We start from the raw sequence: 22,397 nt of genomic DNA, 5'->3' as shown, positions 1-22,397 counted from the left end.
TTCACACCAATGCAGCATATTCAGCGCATGACCTGATTCTACTTATCACCTCCGTTAAAAATGGGGGGATTACCCTGGAAAGATCGTTGAGTTGAATACTGCAAGTAATTGGTCCGAATACAAAGCAACATCAGGGGATTCTATCGTCGTAAAACTGACAGGTTCCATTTCTAAATAATAACCAATATAAGAAGTCCAATCTACATGATTGGACTTTGACTTATATTATTATTTTTGAGTTTTTTGGTGAGCTTACTAAACATATTATTAAATTTTCGATTAAAAATTAGAGGAGGTAAATATCTCATTTTTTAGAGATGATTCTACCTGTTGTGTTATCAATTCTATATTGAGATATTGAACCATCTACAACATACTCAATCACCGCTAAAACCGTTGATAGTGGGACATAAAACCATTCCCTCGGTGTATAAGTTTGTCCTGAAGTACTTTTTAGAGTAATATTCAAACGGCGAGTAGCAAGGAACCCATGCACAAGAGTCTCAAGTTTATGAGCATTTAAATTGAAACACTGACTTGTAGATACAATTCTCACTGGTGCTTCAAGGTAGGTCCGGTCTGTTTCTGCATTCTTGATTCGTTTTTCAACAGTGGTTTCAGTGAATCCAATCTTATAGAGGTTCTGTTTATAAGGAGTGAGGGCGGGGTCTGTGCTCTTAGTCGCAAGGACATAAATAATACCTGTAGGAATTGGTTCCTGAGAAGGTTTTAATAACTGCCCATGTAGCTGTAACTTTCTTCCTTCATTATCCCTTACAAGTCCATGAGTCAGAGACTGGTATAGCATATGCATTTCCGTGCCATTCTCAAAGATTAGGTGTGCTCTGGCATTATAGCTACTGTATTGTTCAAGTCGTTCACCAATGCTTGCAACATATCCCAACAGTCCATTCAGAATGAAAAAATCGCCAGCATTAATTTTCAGCTTATGGGTGAAACGCTCGAGGCTGAAAACCGCATTCTTAAGTCCATTTTGCACTGTTGTAAAGAGTGGAGCATAACGAGGAAAGTCAGTGCAAGGTTGTCGTTGTGCCACCTCATCTGGTTGTTCTTTCTTCTCCGCAGGAACATGTTTTAGATTGAAGAGGTCGGGAGTTTCAAAGTCTAATAAGCCATCATCATCCGCAAAAATATCATCCAGTGAGGTTACCGATTCAGCACGAATTAAGTAATCCGTAGATGAATCGGCACATTTTAATGTTTCTTGTGACTGAATATTATTACTGGATAAAAGTCCATATTCATCTACCCCTCGCAAATGCTGATATTGCTCGGGATTAGCTTTGAAACTTTGCAGTCTGCGGGCTAGTACTTTCTCATTAGTTGAAGCTGAACTATTTTCGTCAGGAAGTCGGCCATGCTGGGCATAAAAGGCAGTGATCTCAGAAAATTGAGAACCGACTATATCTGTAGGTCCCTTAGATGCTTTCAAAGGTTGAATATTTAATAACCCTAAGTCGTCACTTTCACCTAAGATATCATCAAGGGTAGATTTTGACGACAAACCTTTTGTTGAGAAACGAATCATACTATTGGTCCTGTTGTGCTAACTTTTGTTGTTTCTGTTGACGAAGGAAAGCAAGGGCTTCCGCATAGCGAACTTCAATAGGATTGCCGGAGTTCAGAGATGGAGGGCGTTGATGGTCATGAGTAAATTGTTTGATTCGCGGCCATAGAATAATGGCTTCTTCTTCAGATACTTTCGATTTAGTCACACTGATAGCCTGTTGAATGGTTTTCAACATTTCTGCATCAACTTGTTTGGATAGTATTTCATAAGCCCCTTTGAAAGGGTTGATCGAATCGATGAGATCGATATCCAGATTATCAATAGAAATGAACTTATCGCCCATTTTCAGGAACTGCTTCCCAGCCATGTTGCTGTCACTACCATCACTCAGATCACTTGCCCCTCCATTATCCGTACTTGGACCTCCGTCAATTACAGCATCTGGGGGTAAATCTTCTCCTTTAATCAATCCGCCATTAGAGCTAATCAGCATACTCTGTAACATACCCTGGCGAATTTGCTCGTGTTCTTCTTCCGTCAGATCTGGGTAGAGGCTTTGTATGACAGAAGGTAACTCAACCTGAGTGATAGTTTCAGGAGGAACAGTTTCCCCGATAGCTTCTTTGATCACCTGCTGTTTCGCCGTTAAAGCAGCAAGGATCTCGTTGCGATCCCCATTCAGAATATCAATAACTTTCTGTGATACAGGCGTAGTGCTGGTATCGTCAATCAGTAAAGTGTTATCAGGAAGGTCTTCGCCATTCCACTGAAAACGAGGTTTGAACTGAATAGTTGGAGCTAAGATTTGTTCCATTAGCAATGATGTAGTAATGGCTTTAAGCATATTATTAACAGAAACTTGGACATCTTTATCTTCAGCATCTGGTTGAGCAATTAAATTTGTAAATTGAGCATGTTTCTTCCCTTCGCAATCACGAGTTGCCCGGCCGATGATTTGGACAATTTCTGTGAGTGAGCTGCGATATCCAATAGTTAAAACATGTTCACAGAAAGGCCAGTCAAAGCCTTCTTTTGCCATGCCTAATGCGATAATAATGTCCATGTCATCTGGACTTGTAATATTACGCAAATAGTTTTGAACTTTAGGTCGTTCTAATGAGCTATCATCAACGAGGTTGGCAACCTTAAGGATACGACCATCTTTAGATTTGACATATAATATGCCGGTATTCGGATCACGAAGTTCCACATCGCCCAGTATATCGACAATAGCATCGACTTCGCTGTGTTTATCTTTCGTTGATTCACCAGAATTTACATTAGGAATGTGAATGATAGTTTTCTTATTCGGATCGAGTACTTCAGGTAATGCATCAATATAACGACCTTGGTAAAAATGATAACCAATACCGAGAGATTTTAGATATTTATATCCATTAAGCTGTTCGTAATAGGTGTAAGTCACCTTGGTGAACTTTTCCTCATCCTCAGGCAATAGAATCGGGACTGTATCACCACGAAAATAAGAACCAGTCATTGCAACGATGTGTGCCGTTGATTTAGACATTAGTTCATCAATCAGGCCACCAAGGCGGTTATCACCATCAGCAGAGACATGGTGGAATTCGTCAATCGCTACAAGGCAATCATTAAATTCACTAACTTCTACCTGATCAAAAGCAAAACGAAGTGTGGCATGAGTGCACACTAAAATGCGATCAGCACCTTCCATAAAGCGTTTGAAGGCTGAAACCTTGCTTCTATCGCTACCATCTACACACAAGTTATTCTGAGGAGCAACTTCCCAGTCACTGAAGAAACCAAAGTCAGTGAGTTTGGTTTCCTTAAAGGAACCACCTATGGATTTTTCAGGAACTGTGACGATTACTTTGCGAATCCCCTGATTTTGCAGCTTATCCAGCCCCAGGAACATCAAGGCTCGTGACTTACCTGAAGCTGGAGGGGCTTTGATCACCAGATACTGGCTTGCTCGTTCAGCAAAAGCACGAGCTTGCATTTCTCTCATACCCATAGGATTCTGGCTTGTGCTGTTTCCTGTTTGCTTATACTCAACATGCAGTAGATTTTTCATTTTATTTTTCCTGTGTGTAGAATTTAGCTCCAGCAATTTTTACTTACTCAAAGCCGTTTAAGCTAACATTTATCACTATGCGATACTTTCATAGCGAGCTAAAAGAAAGCTTAAACGATCTTCAGTATCCTTAAATGGACGGTCACGGTAAAGTCTCTCCACAGCCCTATCCAACACTTGATGTGCTCTAAGTAAGTCTTCAGGCATCTTGTTGGGATCATAAAGCTCAGCAAGTGTTTTGCCCGGATGCCCTGCACGAGTCAGAAGGATCTCTTCCGCCAGGTTCTCGATCAAAGACCTTTGTGATTCATCCACTTTAGGCCAAGGGAAGGGATTATATACAACCGATGATGAATAGCGGTAATCGCTTTTTAATCGACCAGCTACTAACCGCATCCAGTCATTATGCATCAGGGAATTTAGTATGCCGAATTCATATAAAGTGCCATTGGGAATGATGTAGTTTGCATTCGTTGAAATAACATCACTACCAAAAAAACCCATAGGAACATAGGTTCTACGTTCAGAAGATACACTCGGAATTAGTATATATTCTCCAGATGTAGGATGTCTATTTTCATCAAATAAATGTGCATTTTTGGCTTTTTTACGAGTGGATTCTTTTGAGCTTTTTAGTCTGAAATCTCGTACTGCCAATACTCTTTCATTTACGAATGGAAGAGATTCTAATTGTTGAGTGGTTATACCGTTTAGCCAGAGACACCAACGTTCTTCTCCATTAATAAATTCTGTTGCCCCCAAAACCTTTTTAAGCCATATGTTACTATTAGGCTCTTTTTTCAGTAATTCCTCCATCTCATTACGATTTAAAAGAAGTGATCCACCATCTGTAGGTTTGTTACCGAACAACAATGATGGAATACCATTGATGATTGGCTTGCTTGATGCTATTACTGCAAGGTTACTGCCTTCCACAAGGTAAGGTCCAATATTTTTAACAACCCTACTATGCCATTCCTTACCAACTTGTTGATAAATATGACGAGTGCTCTCTCTTGAAGAAAGGCCAACAATAATGACATGAACCGCCGCTTTGTCTCTGGCATTATTAGCCCATGCGAAAGTTGGATAGGCGAAATTAATATGTAATCCTAATTCAAAAATAGGAAGCCAAAGAGTAGCAACTTGTTCACCTTGACAGATAGAGTTTGTAGCCACAAGAGCTAATTCAGCCCTCGAATTTTTGATATACTTAGCACCTTTCCAGAACCAACATGCTACAAAATCAAGCGAACCTAATGATTTGAAATCGTTGAAAACAGCTTGCATCTCTTTTCGTTGCTGTTCACTTCGACCTAATGTACCTAAAAACGGTGGATTACCAATTATATAGACTTCATCATCAGTTCTTTTTGGACAGACTTTGTTCCAGTCCAATTGCAAACTGTTGTCATGCCATATATGGCCGCTTTCTTTAAGTGGTAATGCTGATGGGGCATCACCAAACAACTGTTTCCATTGATTATTTACTTGATGTTCAACTAACCATAACGATAAACGGGCTACCTCGCATGCGAAATCATCAATTTCTATGCCATAAAACTGGGACAGGTGTAATCCGCTCATAACTATAGATTGGGGTTCAACTGCAACCAGAGCAAGAAGTACTTCCATTTCGAGCTGACGCAATTCTTTATAGGCAATAATTAAAAAATTACCTGAACCACAGGCGGGATCAAAAATTTTAATTTTACCTAATCTAACCAGTAATTGTTTAAGACCTCTTACATTATTTTTTTGTTTCTCAAGCTCCGTTCGAAGGGGATCAAGGAAAAGCGGTTGAATGACCTTCATGATATTGCTGTAAGATGTATAATGTTGACCTAAGCGACTTCTCTGCTCTACATCAATTACAGCCTGGAACATACTACCGAAGATATCTGGATTAATTTCACTCCAGTCCATCGTTCCGCATTCAAGCAGTATTCTCCGACCTTTCTTGCCTAATGATGGAATAGGTTCATCGGAAGCAAACAATCCTCCATTTACATAGCGGAATGCGGAAATATGCTTAGGAAGATTGTCTCTCTTTTCATCATCCTCAGGAGTATTCAGAACCGTAAATAATTTATATAGAAACTCATCTAAATCATTTCCGCTCTCATCTGTATAACTTTTTATTGCGGTTGTGAACTGAGTTTCCTCAAAAATACCTGTATCTTCAGCAAAGAAACAGAATAGCAAACGAGTCAAGAAGACATTCAAAGCATGAATATCTTCTGGTTTTTTTAAGTCGTTATTCACACGGATGAGATCGAACAGCTTTCCCATTTTTTCAGCAGCTTTGACATCTGCTGGATTTTCACTACTGGTGATTGCTTTTTCGAGACCAACTAATGGCAAGAAGAAAGCATAATGACTATGCAACTCATCAAGGTTAATATCAAGTCGTTCCCGAGTTAACGTATCCCAGGTGAGAAAGTGCGAATAATCAGTAACAATAAAGCAGATGCGTATTCACGGCGCGCACATCATCGACATTGCCCACCACATCGGATGTTCTGAGCGCACGGTTCGACGGCATCTCACTGAAAAAACCGTTAACGTCCGACGGCGTGAACCCATGAAAAAACTTCGTCCGTTCATGGACTATGTTGATCTGCGATTGCGCGAGCATGTCTGGAACACTGAGGTCATTTATCAGGAGATAAAACAACAGGGTTATGACGGTTGCCGCTCCACGTTGCGTCAGTATGTGCATCCCAAGCGCACCCTGCGTGCGTCCAAACAGACCGTACGCTTCGAGACGCAGCCTGGTCAGCAACTCCAACACGACTGGGGTGAAATCGAGACTGTTGTCGACAACCAGCGCTGTAAAGTGAGCTTCGCCGTTAACACCCTCGGTTACTCCCGACGCTTTCATACATGGGCGACCGATAGCCAGGATGCCGAGCATACTTATGAATCACTGGTCAAAGCCTTTGCCTACTTTGGCGGCAGCGTCAAAACGGTACTGGTTGATAACCAGAAAGCAGCCGTTCTCAGGCATGACAACAGTGGCGAGGTTATCTTCAACAACGGCTTCCTCCAGTTGGCAAAACACTATGGCTTCATGCCACGAGCCTGCCGTCCTCGCCTGGCACGAACCAAAGGCAAGGTTGAGCGTATGGTGAAATACCTCAAGGAGAACTTCTTCGTTCGTTACCGGCAGTTCGACAGTCTGGCACATCTCAATCAGTTGCTGATGCAGTGGATAAATACGGAAACTGACCACCGTACGCTTCGCCAGTTCAGCCAGACACCGGCAGAACGCTTTACCCAGGAGCACTCCCATCTGCTGGCATTACCGGCGGGTGACTTTGACACCAGCTATCACGACATCCGGCAGGTTGCCTGGGATGGATATATCGAGGTTCGTGGTAATCGATATAGCGTGCCGGAAAGCTGGTGCGGGAAAGCGGTCAGTATCCGAATCTCACTGGATGATGAGCTCAGGGTGTATGGAGATGACGTCCTCATCGCCACCCACCTTCTGGCAGAAAAACCGGCGGGCTGGCAGACCGTAGCCGCGCATCATCGACCTCTGTGGCAGCAAGCCTGCCGGGTGGCACAGCGTGCGTTGAGCGATTATGAGGAGTTGCTGTGATGAGCGAACTGACAGAACTGATGGCGCGACTGAAGATGGAGCATCTGACAGATGCGGTAGACAATCTGCTCGAGCAGGCCGTAAAGGAAGAACTTAACGCACGAGAAACACTGGTTCGCGTGCTGAACCATGAATGGAATGGTCGGCGACATAAGGGGCTGGAATCCCGGCTGAAACAGGCCCGACTGCCCTGGGTGAAAACGCTGGAGCAGTTCGACTTCAGCTTCCAGCCAGGAATCGACCAGAGGGTTATCCGGGAACTGGCCGGGCTGGTGTTCATCGAACGTAATGAGAATGTCATCCTGTTAGGACCTCCGGGCGTGGGGAAAACGCATCTGGCGGTGGCGTTGGGGGTAAAGGCCGCAGATGCGGGTCATCGGGTGCTGTTCATGCCACTGGATAAACTGATGGCAACACTGGTGAAAGCCAGACAGGAAAACAGGCTGGAACGCCAGTTGCAGCAACTGAGCTACGTGCGGGTGCTTATCCTGGATGAGATCGGTTATCTGCCGATGACGCGTGATGAAGCCAATCTGTTCTTCCGACTGCTGAACCGGCGTTACGAAAAAGCGAACATCATCCTGACCTCAAACAAGAGCTTCACCGACTGGGGTGAAGTGTTCGGTGATCATGTACTGGCAACGGCGATCCTCGACAGGTTGCTGCATCACTCGACAACAGTAAACATTAAGGGAGAAAGCTACCGACTGAAAGATAAGCGGAAAGCGGGCACGTTCCCCAAAACCATAGAGGAGAAAAACACCGAAAACTGAATGCTACAAGCGGACATCAGAAATGATGAAAACCGGACAAAATAAATGTTGAAAAGCGGTCATTAGGCAGTGTTGTTGACAAGCAAGGAGCTGGGCACGGATAGCTTCCAGTTTAGCCTGTCGTTGTTCCTGCTCCTGACGAACGGAAGATTCCTCTTCACGACGATCTTCTACAACCGTGGTCAGCTTCTCCAGGATCTCTTCCAGGGTTTCCAAAGCGACTTCACGAGATTGTGCCCGAAGTGTGCGAATATTGTTCAAAACCTTGAAAGCTTCACTCATCTTGTATATCACCCCAATAGTTAGATGAAAGGCATATCTTTAGCATTCCGGTCGATTTAATATTCTTTGCTCCAAAAAATCAATTAATTTTCTATGCTAACAATATCATTTAACGATAAACAGGCTTCTATGATGTAGTTTTGATGAACAATGATTTTCATCCTCATAGGGATAACTTGAAGAACAGCCCCTCAAAGAACTGTTCTTCTAACCATTAAATGATTTGCTCAAGCAATTCAGCCATTTTCAAATGAGCATCTTTCCGCTCTTCGAAATAGTCATATCGGTCATAGATTCCTTCAACCCCTTTGAGCTTGTGGTTGAGGCATCGTTCTGCGACATGAGGCAGAATTGAAAGAGAAGCAAACAGACTACGAGCCGTTCTTCTTAAATCATGAACTGTAAAATATTCAATATTTCCCATGACATTAGGTGGCTTTTTTTCCCTTCCTGGCTCAATTCCAAACAATTTAGCAATTGCATGGTTAAGAGTATCGCTTCCCATATATGGTTTTTTGCTTGCCCGGCGATTAGGGAATACATAGGGTGAACCACAACCTCTAACTTTTAGCTCATTTAAAATGGTAAGAGCTAATGGTGGTAACGGAATCACAATACCGACTCCAGATTTACTTCTCTCTGCGGCTAATTCCCATTTCGCATCATCTAAATTAAACTCACTCCACGGTGCTTCTGTAAGCTCACTTTTACGAACAGCCAGCAGAATGAGTAATATACAAGCAAGATAATTCTCACGACTAAAGCTATTATTATGAGTTCTGAAAATCTGAAAGACACTCTCAAGTTCGTCTTGGCTCAATGCTCGTGATCTGCTTTTCTCTACACCACCAGCATCAGTGACTTTAAATGCTGAAGCTGGATTATAAAGGGTTAATCCAAGCTTGATGGCATGGTCGAATAATTGTTTCATGTAAAGCAAAGCATCATTAGAAACCGTCGGTCTACCGCTGTCAGTAATGGCTTCCAGAATAGCCCGAACATCCAATGGGGTGACTTTCCCAATAGTCAGTTGACCAATAGAAGGGGCGATATCTTTCTTATAAACCCTTTCAGGGATATTGGGATGATCCAACCGTTTAACCAATCCTTTATGCCAGTCTGTGAAGAGGTCATCAATCAAAGTGATTTTTGCCGGACGGCTTAATTTTCTCTCAACGATGGGGTCATCGCCAACGATGACTTTCCTTCGAGCATTTTCAGCTTCACGGCGAGCATCAGACAGAGAAAGGACAGAGACTTTCCCCAAGGTGATTTCTCGTCTCTTGGAGAACACGGTGTATCTCAACATCCAATATGGCTCACCTTCCTTGGGAACCTTCAGATACAAGCCGTTACCATCACCATATTTACCTGGTTGCCCTGCCTTCACAAGAGCTTGAATCGTCTTAACCGTTAGTGAACCCATGCACACATCCTTCAAAAGTGAGGTAATCCCTGCGGGATAAGGAGTTACAATCGAAGTGGGGAGTGGGATGGTTATAATCTAAGATTTTTGACTTGAAAATAGAAACTACTCCCCAATCCACCCCCCGATTGGCAGTGGTTTTGGGTGTTTTTAGACGGACTGGAATGGACTGTCGTTTTAAATTAAAAGCCCTAAAAACAGGGCTTTATGTTCTTCAATGGGGTTAAGTGGAAATTATTCGATATTTTGGATCTGTTCCCGCATCTGTTCTATCAGCACTTTCAGTTCCACGGCTGAGGCGGTAACGCCGGCGTTGATGGATTTCGAACCCAGGGTGTTCGACTCGCGATTAAATTCCTGCATCATAAAATCCAGGCGGCGGCCGACGGCTTCCTTTTTGGTCAGGATGTTATAGGTCTCTTTAATGTGGGCTTCGAGTCGGTCCAGCTCTTCGGCCACATCAATTCGCTGAGCCATCAAAACCAGTTCCTGCTCCACACGATTGTTATCCAGTTGGACTTGGGCTTCTTCCAGCCTGGTCAGCAGCCGTTCCCGCTGCCATACCATAATATCCGGCATCTGTTGGCGTACTTTCGCCACCTCGCCGCTGATAAGCGCCAACCGTTGCTCGATCATCAGCTTAAGGGCGGCGCCTTCGGTTTCGCGCACCTTGATAAAATCATCCAGGGCCTGATCCAGTCCCGCCAGCAATTCCGCGCTGATAGTATCAAGATCCTGTTCCGGCGCGGCCATGACGCCGGGCCAGCGGAGAATATCCAGCGGATTGATTTCTCCTTCGTCGCTTTGCAATTTGACCCATTGCGCGGCTTCCACCAGTTGTTTGGCCAGCGCTTCGTTGAGAACCAGCGCGTTTTGCAGATGGGGATTGGCCTCGAAACGCAAATTGCATTCGACTTTGCCGCGTGAAAGACGCTGGCGGATTCGCTCGCGGATGGCGCCTTCCAGCCCGCGAAATTGCTCCGGCATGCGGATATAGGTTTCTAGATAGCGTTGGTTGACAGAGCGCAATTCCCAGGCGGCGCTGCCCCAGTTACCCTTTACTTCCCGCCGGGAGAAAGCGGTCATACTCCGAATCATAGACATCTCGCAACCATCAAAAGATAGGGGGATTATAGCTTCCAGGCGGCGCGCATGATAGGCATAAGGCGCCGAAGACCGTATAATGCGCAGCCATATCCGCAACTCATCACAAATTTCAAGCCCGGAGAGAGCCGATGCGTCCAGCAGGCAGAGACGAAAAGCAAGTCCGTCCTATTACCATCACCCGACATTACACTAGACATGCCGAAGGTTCGGTATTGATTGAATTCGGCGACACGCGGGTACTTTGTACCGCCTCGGTGGAGGAAGGCGTACCGCGATTTCTCAAAGGCCAGGGGCAGGGCTGGATCACCGCCGAATACGGCATGCTGCCGCGTTCGACGCATACCCGCAATGCCCGGGAGGCGGCTCGCGGCAAGCAGGGTGGCCGGACGATGGAAATCCAGCGCCTGATCGCCCGTTCGTTGCGCGCGGCGGTGGATCTGGTCAAACTGGGCGAGTACACCATCACCTTGGATTGCGATGTGCTGCAGGCCGACGGGGGGACCCGTACCGCTTCCATCACTGGCGCTTGCGTGGCGTTGGCCGACGCGCTCGGCGATATGCAGCGCAAAGGCCAGATCAAAACCGATCCCTTCAAAGGTTTTGTGGCGGCCGTTTCGGTGGGCATTGTGGCCGGCCGGCCGGTGTGCGATCTGGAATATGTGGAAGACTCCGCGGCTGAAACCGACATGAACGTGGTGATGACCGAAGACGGCCGTATGATTGAGGTACAGGGTACCGCCGAAGGCGAACCTTTCAGCCGACAGGAGCTGGATACCCTGCTGGAACTGGCGGAAGGGGGGATTAAGACCCTGATACAGGCGCAAAAAGCGGCGCTGTTGGTATAATTGCCGTTGGCGGCGCGCGCCGTCCGCGGTCTTTGGGAGTGGCGATGAAAGAATATCAACGGCAGTTTATCGAATTCGCATTACATAAACAGGTACTGAAATTTGGCGAGTTTACGCTGAAATCCGGCCGTAAAAGCCCTTACTTCTTCAATGCCGGCTTATTCAACACGGGTCGCGATCTGGCTTTGCTCGGACGTTTTTACGCCGCCGCGCTAATGGATTCGGGCATGGATTTCGATCTGGTGTTCGGCCCGGCCTACAAGGGCATTCCCATTGCCGCCACTACGGTCGTGGCGTTATCCGAACACTACGAACGGGATGTGCCTTATTGCTTCAATCGCAAAGAAGTCAAGGACCATGGCGAAGGCGGCGATTTGGTGGGTAGCCCGTTACGGGGCCGGGTCGTGCTGGTGGATGATGTGATTACCGCCGGAACCGCCATTCGGGAATCCATGGCTATTATCGCCGCCCACCAGGCCACTCTGGCCGGCGTGCTGATTTCCCTTGACCGACGGGAAAGAGGCCGCGGCGAGATCTCGGCCATTCAGGAAGTGGAGCGGGATTTCCAGTGCCGGGTGCTGGCAATCATCACCCTGGACGATCTGATCGATTATCTGGAAGAAAATAACGAGATGGCCGATCATTTGGCGGCCGTCCGGGCGTATCAGCGCCAATACGGCGTCTGACGCGCGGCGTACCCTAGACCTGCGCCGCGAAATGACGGATGGCGGCGGACTTGTCCGCGGCCGCCGGACGGGTTTTGCCGGACTGGCGCTTACCGTCAGCCGACCCGAAACGCGGACTGGCCGGTGATTATCGCAATTGCGCCAGCAACAGCGGCCAGCGTGCGTCGAATTCCTGAGTGGGCAGATAGCGGAACTCGGTGCGGACAAAACGCGCCAGCAATCCTTCGCAGAAAGCCAGCAACTGGCTGGCGAGCAGCGTTTCATCGCTCTCGAAGCCCTGGCCTTCGCGTAATTTACGTTCGCGCAATACCTGCCTGATTTGGGCTTCGATGCGTTCGAAAAGCTGATTTATTCGGCCCTGCAAACGGTCTTGTTCAAACATCAGCGCGTGGCCGGTCATGATTCGCGTCAGGCCCGGGTTGCGCTCGGCGAAACCCAAAATTAACTGCAAAATCAGACGAAGCCGATTAAACGTTTCCTTTTCATCGTGCAGTATTAGATTGATACGGCTGCTCAGGCTGTCTTCGATAAATTCGATCAGGCTGTCGAACATTCGGGTTTTGCTGGGAAAATGGCGGTAAAGGGCGGCTTCGGAGACGCCGACGGCCGCCGCCAGCTTGGCCGTGGTGATACGCTGGCTGCCGTCGCTGGATTCGAGCATCTGCGCCAAAGCCTGCAAGATCTCCTCGCGGCGATTGCGCTTGGCATTTTTGGATTCAGACATACCGATGGTTCCCTGGTAAAGACAATTAAAGAAATAACATCAGGCATCGGCCCTGGCACAACGTGCTAGGGCGCTAATTGTAATGAGATGAATAATCGATGCCGGGGAGTCCGACCGCTAGCGCTCAATGGCGTCCGGAATGACCAAAGCCGCCCTCGCCGCGTTCGCTCGCCGTAAAGTCGTCAACGACGTTAAACTCCACCTGTACTACCGGGACGAAGATCATCTGTGCGATCCGTTCGCCCGGTTCGATAGCGAAAACCTGTTCTCCGCGATTCCACACCGAGACCATCAAAGGGCCTTGATAATCCGAATCGATAAGTCCCACCAAATTGCCCAGCACAATGCCGTGTTTGTGTCCCAGCCCGGAGCGGGGCAGCACCATTGCCGCCAGTTGCGGATCGGCGATATGCACGGCCAGCCCCGTGGGAATGAGCACGGTCGAACCCGGCGCCAGCACAAGCGTTTTGTCGATGCAGGCGCGCAGGTCAAGACCCGCGGAGCCCACGGTGGCATAGGCCGGTAAGGGGAACTGATCGCCGATACGCTTATCAAGAATCTTAACGTCGATTTTTTTCTTCATATTGTCTGACAATCTCGTCGATTAATTGTTGTCCCAACTGGGTCTTATCGGTTAAAGGCAGCAAAGCGTCCCCGTCTTGCCAAAACAGGCGCAACGCATTGTTGTCGCTATTGAATCCTTGCCCGGCGCCGGATACGTCATTGGCGCAAATCAAATCAAGATTTTTCTTCACGCGTTTGAGTCGGGCGTATTCTTCCATATTTTGGGTTTCGGCGGCAAATCCGACGACAAACGGCCGGTTTATGGGCAGCGCTCCCACCTCGGCGACGATATCAGGGTTTTTTACCATTTTTAAGGTGATTTCGTCACCCTGGGTTTTGATTTTTTCCGTTGCGGTTTGCGCGGCGCGATAATCCGCGACCGCGGCGCAACCGATAAAAATCTGCTGATGCGCTATGTCCTGCATGACCGCCTCGCGCATTTCCAGCGCGCTGGCGACGTCGACGCGCCAGACGCCGGCCGGCGTGGGCAGGTTCACCGGGCCCGCCACCAGCGTCACATGCGCGCCGCGATCGGCCGCCGCCCTGGCGATGGCGAATCCCATCTTCCCCGAACTGTGATTGGTGATGTAGCGTACCGGATCCAGGGTCTCTCGCGTCGGTCCGGCGGTAATCATGATATTAAGATGCTGCAAGGTGCGATCGACGGCGAAATGCCGTCGGGCCAGCTCCACCAGCGTCAGCGGATCAAGCATCCGGCCGGGACCGACGTCGCCGCAAGCCTGACTGCCGTTATCCGGGCCCCATAGCAATACTCCGCGGGCCGCCAAGGTTTGCAGGTTGGCCTGGGTGGCGGTGGCGCGGTACATCTGCTGATTCATGGCCGGCGCGGCGGCGATGGGCGCGCCGGTTGCCAGACAAAGCGTGGAGAGCAAATCATTAGCCATACCGGCCGCCAGACGGGCCAGCATATCGGCGCTGGCGGGCGCCAGCAGCACCAGGTCCGCCCATTTGCCCAGTTCGATATGTCCCATTGCGGCTTCGGCGGCGGGGTCAAGCAAATCGTCGGCGACCGGATGACTCGATACCGCCTGTAACGTCAGCGGGGTGATAAAGGCTTTCGCCGCAGGGGTCATGACGACCCTGACTTCCGCGCCGTGATCGCGCAGGCGGCGAACCAGCTCGGGGCTTTTGTAAGCGGCAATGCCGCCGGTAATGCCCAGTACGATATGTTTGCCGGAAAGTTCCGTCATCGCGTGTGTCCGATTCATAAAAGGGGAATGGGCAATATTTTATCATAACCCCGCGGACATCCCTCATTTGTCTGTGCGGGTCAGGCGAAAGCAAATTGCGAAGGCCGCCGAAGTTCTTCCCGCCAATGGTCGAGAATCCGGCCGGCGCGTGTCATGATGGCGCAGTGGGGAAGAGAAGGATAAAAAAATGGCGGATTGCAAAAAATGGCCTTTTGCTCTGGCGCCCAGGGAGAAACTCATGGCGCTGGGGCCGTCGTCGCTGACTGATACCGAGTTGCTGGCTATTTTTCTGCGCACGGGTTTACCGGGGGTCCATGTGATGAAGCTTGCCGAGGAACTGATGCGCAGGTTCGGATCGTTCGACAAGCTCATGTGCGCGGATCGGCAAACCTTGTGCGCCACCAAGGGCCTGGGCGTATCGAAATTCACCCAGTTGCAGGCCATTCGGGAGATGGCGCAGCGATATTACCGCTCGCATATGATGCGCGAAGATGCAATGACCCGGCCGGATATCGCGCAAAACTATTTGCAGGTCCTGCTGGCGCACCGTGAACGGGAGGTGTTCGTTGTGCTTTACCTGGATAATCAACATCGCTTGATTAAGCACCAGGAACTCTTTCATGGTACGGTGAACAGCGTTGAGGTGCATCCGCGGGAGATCATTCGCGCCGCGCTTAAAGTCAATGCCACGGCGCTCATTTTGGCGCATAATCACCCCTCGGGCAAAGCCGAGCCCAGTCGCGCCGATCGCGAGGTGACCGATCAGGTGTCGAGGGCGGCGGCGCTAATGGATATCCGCGTACTAGACCATCTGGTCATTGGGGCGGGGGAATGCGTATCTTTCGCTCAAAGAGGGTGGTTATAAGGCTGATTGCCGCGATCCACCGGGATCTTTCCATGCGCGGGACTTGAGCACTTGCGCGCCAAAGCGTATACTACGCCACCTTTGAGAATCTTGGGTGCGGCGTTGAGAGTCTGTCTCAGCAGATTCACTGCTTGTTGCAAGTCTCTCCTCAGTGAATAGGCTGAGACGGGCTTCAAAGCCTGACGAGGCGGCCGGCACCTGTATTACAAAGCTCGAGCTGATTTGATTTTTGGAGAATAGACATGTCCCGAGTCTGCCAAGTTACCGGCAAGCGCCCGGTGAGCGGCAACAACCGCTCCCACGCATTGAATGCGACCAAACGCCGTTTTCTGCCCAACCTGCAATCCCATCGTTTTTGGGTTGAAAGCGAAAAACGCTTTGTTACGCTGCGTGTATCTGCTAAAGGTATGCGTGTGATCGATAAGAAGGGCATCGAAACGGTTCTGTCCGATTTACGCGCCCGCGGTGAAAAGTATTAAGGAACTGAATCATGGCTAAAGGTGTTCGCGAGAAGATCAAGCTGGTTTCTTCTGCTGGTACTGGTCACTATTACACCACGACGAAGAACAAGCGTACTAAACCGGAGAAACTGGAATTGAAAAAATTCGATCCGGTGGTCCGCCAGCACGTCATCTACAAAGAAGCCAAGATTAAGTAATCCTGGTTTCCGATGAAAACCCGGCTCTGGCCGGGTTTTTTTATGGCATCGCGATGCCATGCGGGCTGGCGGCGTCTTTCCACTCGTGCCGCGTGCGAAAATTTCGCTGGCCTCACAGGGCGCTTGGCGTCACAATTCCTTTGGCGCGGGTGGTTTTCCCCTTTTGCCTGCCCGTTTCCTTCGGCGCGTCTGAGCGCCGACACGATCATTGAGTAGATTATAACCATGCCAGAATTACCCGAGGTTGAAACCAGCCGCCGGGGCATTGAGCCCTGGGTTGCCGGTCATACCATCGTCCGGGCGGTGGTGAGGAACGCGCATCTGCGCTGGCCGGTCGCCAACGAAATCATCACGCTGCGCGACCAGGCTGTTATGCGTGTCGGCCGGCGCGCCAAGTATCTGTTGCTTGAATTGAATACCGGCTGGATCATTATCCATATGGGTATGTCGGGTAGCCTGCGGGTGTTGGCGCAGCCGCTGCCGCCGGAAAAACACGACCATGTGGATTTAGTGATGAGTAACGGTTGCATTATCCGCTACACCGATCCGCGCCGTTTCGGCGCTTGGCTGTGGAGCGAAGACCTGGCCGCCAGCCGGGTATTATCGCAACTGGGACCCGAACCGTTAAGCGAGGCGTTCGACGGACACTATCTCTACCGGATGTCGCGCGGTAAACATCTCGCCGTCAAACCTTGGCTGATGGACAATAAGCTGGTGGTGGGCGTGGGAAACATCTATGCCAGTGAATCCTTGTTCGCGGCGGGTATTTTGCCGAACCGGGCGGCCGGGACTCTGGCCGGCGAGGAGGCGGAATCACTGGCCCGGACCGTTAAAGCCGTGCTTCTGCATGCCATAGAGCAAGGCGGCACCACGCTGCGGGACTTTTTGCAGTCAGACGGTAAACCAGGCTATTTTACCCAGGAACTGCGAGTTTACGGCCGGGCGGGGGAAAGCTGCCGGGTTTGTGGCACGCCGATTCAGTCGGCCCGGCTCGGGCAGCGAAATACGTTTTTCTGTCCCGTTTGCCAGCACTGAATTAGGGACGTAGCCGCTTTTTAACTTCCGCGGCAATGGGCGCCGGCAGGAAATGGTCGATGTCGCCGCCGTGCAACGCCACTTCTTTAACCAGGGTTGAGGAAATATACGACCATTCGCGATCCGGCATCAGGAAGACGCTTTCCAGTTCCGGCATCAAATGCTGGTTCATTCTCGCCAACTGCATCTCGTACTCAAAATCTGAAATCGCCCGCAAGCCGCGCACCAAGATGGTGGCCTGTTGCTGACGGGCGAAATCGGCCATCAAATCGCCGAACCCGAGAACCTCGACATTGACGAGATGGCCGGTGACGCTTTTGGCCAGCGATACGCGTTCCTCCAAACTGAATAGCGGTCTCTTGCTGGGACTGAAGGCAATGGCCAGAACAACGCTATCGAACAGTTTGGCGGCCCGGGTAACCAAATCCAGATGTCCGTTGGTAAAAGGATCGAACGTTCCGGGATAAATGGCCTTGGTCGTCATAGAACATCTCTCTTTTCGGAGCGGCGCAGCGCCCACAAGGCGGTATATTTGTTGAAAGTATACTGTGCGTTCACAACGGACAGCAACCAGCCCTGTTTACCGTCCAAAAAGCCGGCGCGCCACAGCCAGGTTTTGATGAACGCGCCCAGGGTATGGCCGATGATGGATAAAAAGCCGCAATGGCGGTGTTGCCGGTGACGCTCCAGCGCCCAAGCTTCGGCGTATTGCAGTTGCTTGCGCTGAAAGGCGATCAGATCGCGGCAGGTGAGATGCTCAAGATGGCCTTGCAGGGTCACGACACTGGCTTGCCGGCACGCCAGAGACTCGTGTACCGTGTCATCATTGTAGCGGTAAGTTTCACGGGGATAGAGCCGCACGACCTTATCCGGATACCAGCCGCTATGGCGCATATACCGGCCCAAAAACCAGTTGGAACGAATGCAGCGGTAAACCGTGTTCGGCGCCGGTTGGCGCAGTACCGCCTCAATAGATTGGCGCAGTTCAGGCGTGACTCGCTCATCGGCATCCAGCATCAGGATAAAATCTCCGCTGGCGTAAGCCTGCGCCCGCTGACGCTGCTTGCCGAAGCCCGGCCAATCAGGCGCCTCATAAACCCGCGCGCCCTGTCCCAGGGCAATTTGGCGGGTCTGGTCGGCACTGGCGTTATCCAGCACCACGATTTCATCCGCCCAATGCACTGAGGCCAGGCAATCAGGCAGTAATTCGGCCTCGTTTCGGGTAATCAGGACCACGGAAAGGCGTTTGGCCGTCGGCATTCACTGGCTCCGTTGCGGTAGATAAGGTCCCAGCAAGTGTAATAAACGTTGCAAAGCCCCCTGGTTCTGGCGCAGAACCTCGACGGCATGGCGACCGTAGTACAACCGGTAATCCTCATCGGTGAGCATGGTCGTAATCTCTTTTACCAGGGAGGGGACATCCGTGACGGTGATAAGACCGCCCGCTTCAGTCAGTTTGGCGCAAATATCGCGAAAATTGAAGGTATGCGGCCCCATCAGCACGGGTATGGCGTGAGCCGCGGCTTCCAGTGGGTTGTGCCCGCCGCGTTCCACCAGGCTACCGCCAACGAAAGCCAGATCGGCTATACCGTAAAGCAGCATCAGTTCGCCCATGGTATCGCCGATCACCACCTGCGTTTCCGCCGACGGTACGTCGCCTGAGCTACGGGTGATCAGACTAAATCCGGCTTTTTGCGCCATATCTTTGGCAATCTGGAAGCGTTCTGGATGCCGTGGCACCAGGATCAGCAACAGACCGGGGAATTCGGTAAGCAATTGCCGGTGAGCCTGCAAGAGCAGCGCTTCTTCCCCTTCATGGGTGCTGGTGGCTATCCACACGGGGCGGCGAGACGCCCATTGGCGTCGCAGCGTCAGGGCGCGGGCGGCCAGCGCGGGCGTCACCGAGATATCGAATTTCAGGCTGCCGGTGACCGCCAATTGATTGCGTTTCAGGCCCAGGGACAGAAAGCGTTCGCCGTCTTCCTCATTCTGCGCGGCAATCAGCGTGATTTTGCGCATGATGCCGCCAAAAAATTTACCAAAGCGCAGGTAACCTTTGGCGGAACGGGCGGATAGGCGGGCATTGGCCACCACCAGCGGGATTTTGCGCTGGTACAGGGCCTTTATCAGGTTGGGCCACAATTCGGTTTCCATGATGATCACCAGTTTGGGATTCACCTGATCAAGAAAACGGTTCATGGCGCCCGGCAAGTCATAGGGCAAATAGACATGCTGCACATCTTTGCCCAGCGCCGATTGCACCCGCTCGGAGCCGGTGGGCGTCATCGTGGTGACGGTAATAGGCAAAAAGGGATAACGGTGGCGCAAGGCCCTGACCAGAGGGATCGCGGCCAGTGTCTCACCCACTGATACGGAATGCAGCATGATTCCGTCCGGTTTCACTTTATTGGCGCAAAAACCATAGCGCTCTGCCCAACGTCGGCGGTAGGCCGGTGCTTTTCGGCTGCGCCATAATAACCGGATCCATACCAAGGGCTGAATTAAGTAAATGATTATGTTATAGATCATTCTAGTTAGCTATTGTAAGGCACAGCTATCAATGTGCTGAGCTAATTTAAACAAAATTATTTAAATCGTAATGTAATCGCCGCCATGCTACCAGATAAGTCGTATTTTCTCATTGATATCTTATGCTTTCACCTGCCCAGCAGCTCCTGATACAACTGGGTCAATTGTGTCGACAGGCGGCCTGGCGTGCATTCTTTCACCCGCTCGCGGGCGGCCTGGCCCATCTCCGGTTGCCGGTGGCGTAATGGGATGGCGGCGGTGAATTCGGTCAGGCGCTTGACGTCCAGCGCATCGCAGACATAGCCCTCAACACCCTGGGTGATAAATTCCGCGCCACCGCAACTGGCGCTGGTAATGATCGGCAATCCACATGCCATGGCTTCCAGAATGACGTTGGGGAAGGGATCGTATAGGGTCGGTAGGATCAAGCCATCCGCCGCATGGTAAAAAGGCAGCACTTCCGTTTGTACGCCGACAAAACGAATGCGCTCCGCGCAGCCCAGGGTTCGGGCATAGTTCTGATAGGCCGCTGCGTGCTTGTCCTGACCCACGACTATCAAGTAGCGATCAGTGGCGGCGACCGCCGCGATAGCTTGTCGTAATCCCTTGCGCTCAAAACCTGAACCGACAGTGATCAGGATGCCGGCCTGCTCGGGCAGGGACAATTGGCGGCGGGACAGCACCCGTTGTTCCTGGGTTGCGGGGTAAAAGCGGGTGGCGTCGATGGCGTTATAGATCAGGGCGAATTTATCGGCGGGCACCTGGTACCAATGAATGATGTCATTCATCACCATGGCGGAATTACAGATGATTTTTTTCAGCGCCGGCGAGTGAAACATGGCTTTTTCCGCCGCCAATACATAGCGATGGTATCCGCTTAGCGCGGTGGTCCAGCGCTGAAAAGAGGGAATGATGCGCGCCCGCTGTTCCAGCCAGGCCCGGTGGGCGCCGTCGCCGGCCCGAAAGACGTCGCAGCCGGCGATGCGTTCATGGCTTTGTACCAAATCGAATGCTTCCCGCTGCCAGCAGCGCCTCGCGGCGTCGGCGAACCCCCGCTCCCGGGAAACCCGTCCCCACCTGGGCGGATTGCAGATATGGATATGCCAGTCGGGACGCGGCTCGCCGGACCATTGCCGGGTCAGGATATTCAGTTCAAGATTGTCGTCGTCCAGCGCCTCCAGCGCCCGTGATATAAACCGTTCCGCGCCGCCGTCCGGACGGTATTTCTGCCGGACTATCGCTAGTCGGATTTTCTTCATGACAAATAGCTCCGTGCCGCCTGGTAGACATCATCTACCGGTATGGCGCTCAGATAACGCTGCCTTGTCCGGGTATCAATAGCGTCCGGAGGCGGTAGTTCGGCGTAATCGCCGGCCCAGATCACTTTGCTGTTCTTACTCCAGGGACGCCAGAATTGCAGCTTAGTCGGGCCAAAGAGGGCGATGCATGGCGTTTGGAGCGCGGCGGCCATGTGCATGGGCGCGGAATCGACTCCGATGAAAAGCTTGGCATGATCGATAAGCGCCGCCAATTGGGTTAATGTCAGTTCACCCGCCAACGATACCACCGCGGGATTAGGACATAGTGACAGGATATGGCCTATCATATCCAATTCGGCTTTGTCCGGCGCGGCGGTCAGCACGATCGGCAAATTCGTTTCCTTTAGCGCGTCGCACAACGCCGCCACCTTCTCGTCGTCCCAGCATTTGTATACCCAGCGCGAGGTGGGCTGAATAACCACGTATTCGCCGGTGACGCCTCTTGACGCCAGCAAATCCCGCCGGTAATCCTCATCGGCCGGGGCATAATACAGGGAGGCGGGCCAATCGTGAAGCGGGATATCCAATGGCTTCAAAATGCTGAGATTCTGCTCGACGGTATGCATCCGCACATGATCTTCGGTGGTGACCAGGCGATTGTGCGCCCAGCGCCAGAAAAACGACTGCCGTTTGGGATAATCGAAACCGATGCGCAGCGGCGCGCCGGACAAGCCGGTGATGATGGCGCTACGCCATTGATCGGCCAGATTCACGACCAGATCGAAATGCCGGGACCGAATGGCTCTGAGTAAAGCGGCCTCCCGCCTGATTTGGTAGAGCCCGCCGCGTTTTTTCCAGTTGCGGTCGATGGCGTGTATTTGCGTCAGCGCCGGATGGTATCGCAGGATGGCCTCGGTTTCCTTATAAAGCAGGATGTCGATTTCAGCTTGCGGATAATATTGGCGCAAGGCGTTAATGACCGGTGTGGTCAGCAGCATGTCGCCGTGGTGGCGCAATTTAATCAAAAGAATGCGTTTAACGGCAGACGGCGCCGCGGTTCGGGAATTGATCATGTTATTGTCGGCCTGGAAAGTAACGGATAATCGATATTCATAAGGCGCAATGCGTGGGTGGATCGGCAAAGTATACCCGATGGGATGCGGGTTATCGCGCGCAGCCAACAAAAGGCAACGTGAAGTATGACGAGTATACATGCTAATTAAGCGCATGATGGAGAGTAGC

The 22,397-nt window shown here is 50.7% G+C and carries 22 protein-coding genes; 8 read left to right on the top strand and 14 right to left on the bottom strand.

What is annotated here, in order from left to right; genetic code table 11:
* Window positions 1-304: 304 nt before the first annotated feature.
* From FCN80_RS19625 to FCN80_RS19615, 3 genes are all read right to left on the bottom strand, one after another.
* Window positions 305-1,549 carry a GIY-YIG nuclease family protein gene (locus FCN80_RS19625; RefSeq protein WP_136991962.1) on the bottom strand — a complete coding sequence of 415 codons (1,245 nt, stop codon included), beginning with the start codon at window positions 1,547-1,549 and terminating at the stop codon, window positions 305-307.
* Between the two features lies 1 nt (window position 1,550).
* Window positions 1,551-3,584 (bottom strand): DEAD/DEAH box helicase, encoded by a 2,034-nt coding sequence (locus tag FCN80_RS19620; protein ID WP_136991960.1) that lies wholly within the window; start codon window positions 3,582-3,584, stop codon window positions 1,551-1,553.
* Window positions 3,585-3,659: 75 nt separating this feature from the next.
* Window positions 3,660-5,987: a DNA methyltransferase gene (locus tag FCN80_RS19615; protein WP_306767904.1), complete on the bottom strand. Its 2,328-nt coding sequence runs from the start codon at window positions 5,985-5,987 to the stop codon at window positions 3,660-3,662.
* Window positions 5,988-6,054: 67 nt separating this feature from the next.
* On the opposite strand from FCN80_RS19615, the gene istA reads away from it, so the two are divergent.
* Together istA and istB are read left to right on the top strand one after the other, a co-directional pair.
* Entirely contained in the window at window positions 6,055-7,191 is a 1,137-nt protein-coding gene (istA, locus tag FCN80_RS19610; RefSeq protein WP_136991957.1) for an IS21 family transposase, read from the top strand.
* The gene (gene istB / locus FCN80_RS19605; protein WP_136991956.1) at window positions 7,191-7,964 is read left to right on the top strand and encodes an IS21-like element helper ATPase IstB; all 774 of its coding nucleotides are present in this window, start codon (window positions 7,191-7,193) and stop codon (window positions 7,962-7,964) included. The genes istA and istB overlap by 1 nt, the downstream gene beginning before the upstream one ends.
* Before the next feature lie 3 nt (window positions 7,965-7,967).
* On the opposite strand, the gene FCN80_RS19600 is transcribed toward istB, so the two are convergent.
* From FCN80_RS19600 to FCN80_RS19590, 3 genes are all read right to left on the bottom strand, one after another.
* Window positions 7,968-8,246 (bottom strand): H-NS family histone-like protein, encoded by a 279-nt coding sequence (locus FCN80_RS19600; RefSeq protein ID WP_373880350.1) that lies wholly within the window; start codon window positions 8,244-8,246, stop codon window positions 7,968-7,970.
* 214 nt (window positions 8,247-8,460) lie between these two features.
* Window positions 8,461-9,672 (bottom strand): tyrosine-type recombinase/integrase, encoded by a 1,212-nt coding sequence (locus FCN80_RS19595; RefSeq protein WP_136991954.1) that lies wholly within the window; start codon window positions 9,670-9,672, stop codon window positions 8,461-8,463.
* 234 nt (window positions 9,673-9,906) lie between these two features.
* A complete protein-coding gene (locus FCN80_RS19590) occupies window positions 9,907-10,776 on the bottom strand; it encodes a YicC/YloC family endoribonuclease (RefSeq protein WP_230492791.1) in 870 nt (289 codons plus the stop codon).
* A 131-nt stretch (window positions 10,777-10,907) separates the two neighbouring features.
* Between FCN80_RS19590 and rph the strand changes: the two genes are divergently transcribed.
* Together rph and pyrE are read left to right on the top strand one after the other, a co-directional pair.
* Window positions 10,908-11,624: a ribonuclease PH gene (gene rph / locus FCN80_RS19585; protein ID WP_136991953.1), complete on the top strand. Its 717-nt coding sequence runs from the start codon at window positions 10,908-10,910 to the stop codon at window positions 11,622-11,624.
* A gap of 44 nt (window positions 11,625-11,668) precedes the next feature.
* Window positions 11,669-12,310, top strand: coding sequence for an orotate phosphoribosyltransferase (pyrE, locus tag FCN80_RS19580; RefSeq protein ID WP_136991951.1), 642 nt, complete (start codon window positions 11,669-11,671; stop codon window positions 12,308-12,310).
* 127 nt (window positions 12,311-12,437) lie between these two features.
* On the opposite strand, the gene slmA is transcribed toward pyrE, so the two are convergent.
* From slmA to coaBC, 3 genes are all read right to left on the bottom strand, one after another.
* Window positions 12,438-13,034 carry a nucleoid occlusion factor SlmA gene (gene slmA, locus FCN80_RS19575; protein WP_136991950.1) on the bottom strand — a complete coding sequence of 199 codons (597 nt, stop codon included), beginning with the start codon at window positions 13,032-13,034 and terminating at the stop codon, window positions 12,438-12,440.
* Window positions 13,035-13,158: 124 nt separating this feature from the next.
* Window positions 13,159-13,617: a dUTP diphosphatase gene (gene dut, locus FCN80_RS19570; RefSeq protein ID WP_136991948.1), complete on the bottom strand. Its 459-nt coding sequence runs from the start codon at window positions 13,615-13,617 to the stop codon at window positions 13,159-13,161.
* Window positions 13,595-14,809, bottom strand: coding sequence for a bifunctional phosphopantothenoylcysteine decarboxylase/phosphopantothenate--cysteine ligase CoaBC (gene coaBC, locus FCN80_RS19565; RefSeq protein WP_136991946.1), 1,215 nt, complete (start codon window positions 14,807-14,809; stop codon window positions 13,595-13,597). Before coaBC ends, dut begins: the two co-directional genes overlap by 23 nt.
* A 187-nt stretch (window positions 14,810-14,996) precedes the next feature.
* Between coaBC and radC the strand changes: the two genes are divergently transcribed.
* The 4 genes from radC to mutM all read left to right on the top strand — a co-directional run bounded on the left by radC (window position 14,997) and on the right by mutM (window position 17,367).
* The gene (gene radC, locus FCN80_RS19560) at window positions 14,997-15,674 is read left to right on the top strand and encodes a RadC family protein (RefSeq protein WP_136991945.1); all 678 of its coding nucleotides are present in this window, start codon (window positions 14,997-14,999) and stop codon (window positions 15,672-15,674) included.
* 242 nt (window positions 15,675-15,916) lie between these two features.
* Window positions 15,917-16,153, top strand: coding sequence for a 50S ribosomal protein L28 (gene rpmB / locus FCN80_RS19555; protein ID WP_136991943.1), 237 nt, complete (start codon window positions 15,917-15,919; stop codon window positions 16,151-16,153).
* Window positions 16,154-16,164: 11 nt separating this feature from the next.
* Complete coding sequence (rpmG, locus tag FCN80_RS19550) at window positions 16,165-16,332, top strand: 50S ribosomal protein L33 (protein WP_026738454.1); 168 nt, start codon at window positions 16,165-16,167, stop codon at window positions 16,330-16,332.
* A gap of 225 nt (window positions 16,333-16,557) precedes the next feature.
* The gene (gene mutM / locus FCN80_RS19545; RefSeq protein WP_136991941.1) at window positions 16,558-17,367 is read left to right on the top strand and encodes a bifunctional DNA-formamidopyrimidine glycosylase/DNA-(apurinic or apyrimidinic site) lyase; all 810 of its coding nucleotides are present in this window, start codon (window positions 16,558-16,560) and stop codon (window positions 17,365-17,367) included.
* Window position 17,368: 1 nt separating this feature from the next.
* Here mutM and coaD read toward each other — a convergent pair whose 3' ends face one another.
* The 5 genes from coaD to rfaQ form a co-directional block, all read right to left on the bottom strand.
* Window positions 17,369-17,851, bottom strand: coding sequence for a pantetheine-phosphate adenylyltransferase (coaD, locus tag FCN80_RS19540; protein ID WP_136991940.1), 483 nt, complete (start codon window positions 17,849-17,851; stop codon window positions 17,369-17,371).
* Window positions 17,848-18,627, bottom strand: a complete 780-nt coding sequence (locus FCN80_RS19535) for a glycosyltransferase family 2 protein (RefSeq protein WP_136991938.1) — start codon at window positions 18,625-18,627, stop codon at window positions 17,848-17,850. The genes coaD and FCN80_RS19535 overlap by 4 nt, the downstream gene beginning before the upstream one ends.
* Window positions 18,628-19,896 (bottom strand): lipid IV(A) 3-deoxy-D-manno-octulosonic acid transferase, encoded by a 1,269-nt coding sequence (gene waaA, locus FCN80_RS19530; protein WP_136991936.1) that lies wholly within the window; start codon window positions 19,894-19,896, stop codon window positions 18,628-18,630.
* Between the two features lie 128 nt (window positions 19,897-20,024).
* Window positions 20,025-21,155: a glycosyltransferase family 4 protein gene (locus FCN80_RS19525; protein ID WP_136991935.1), complete on the bottom strand. Its 1,131-nt coding sequence runs from the start codon at window positions 21,153-21,155 to the stop codon at window positions 20,025-20,027.
* The gene (gene rfaQ / locus FCN80_RS19520; RefSeq protein ID WP_136991933.1) at window positions 21,152-22,228 is read right to left on the bottom strand and encodes a putative lipopolysaccharide heptosyltransferase III; all 1,077 of its coding nucleotides are present in this window, start codon (window positions 22,226-22,228) and stop codon (window positions 21,152-21,154) included. Before rfaQ ends, FCN80_RS19525 begins: the two co-directional genes overlap by 4 nt.
* Window positions 22,229-22,397 lie beyond the last annotated feature (169 nt).

The sequence above is a fragment of the Martelella alba genome, from assembly GCF_005217455.1.
Taxonomy (GTDB): Bacteria; Pseudomonadota; Gammaproteobacteria; order Enterobacterales; family Enterobacteriaceae; genus Acerihabitans.
This window is presented reverse-complemented; position numbering and strand designations above follow the sequence as displayed.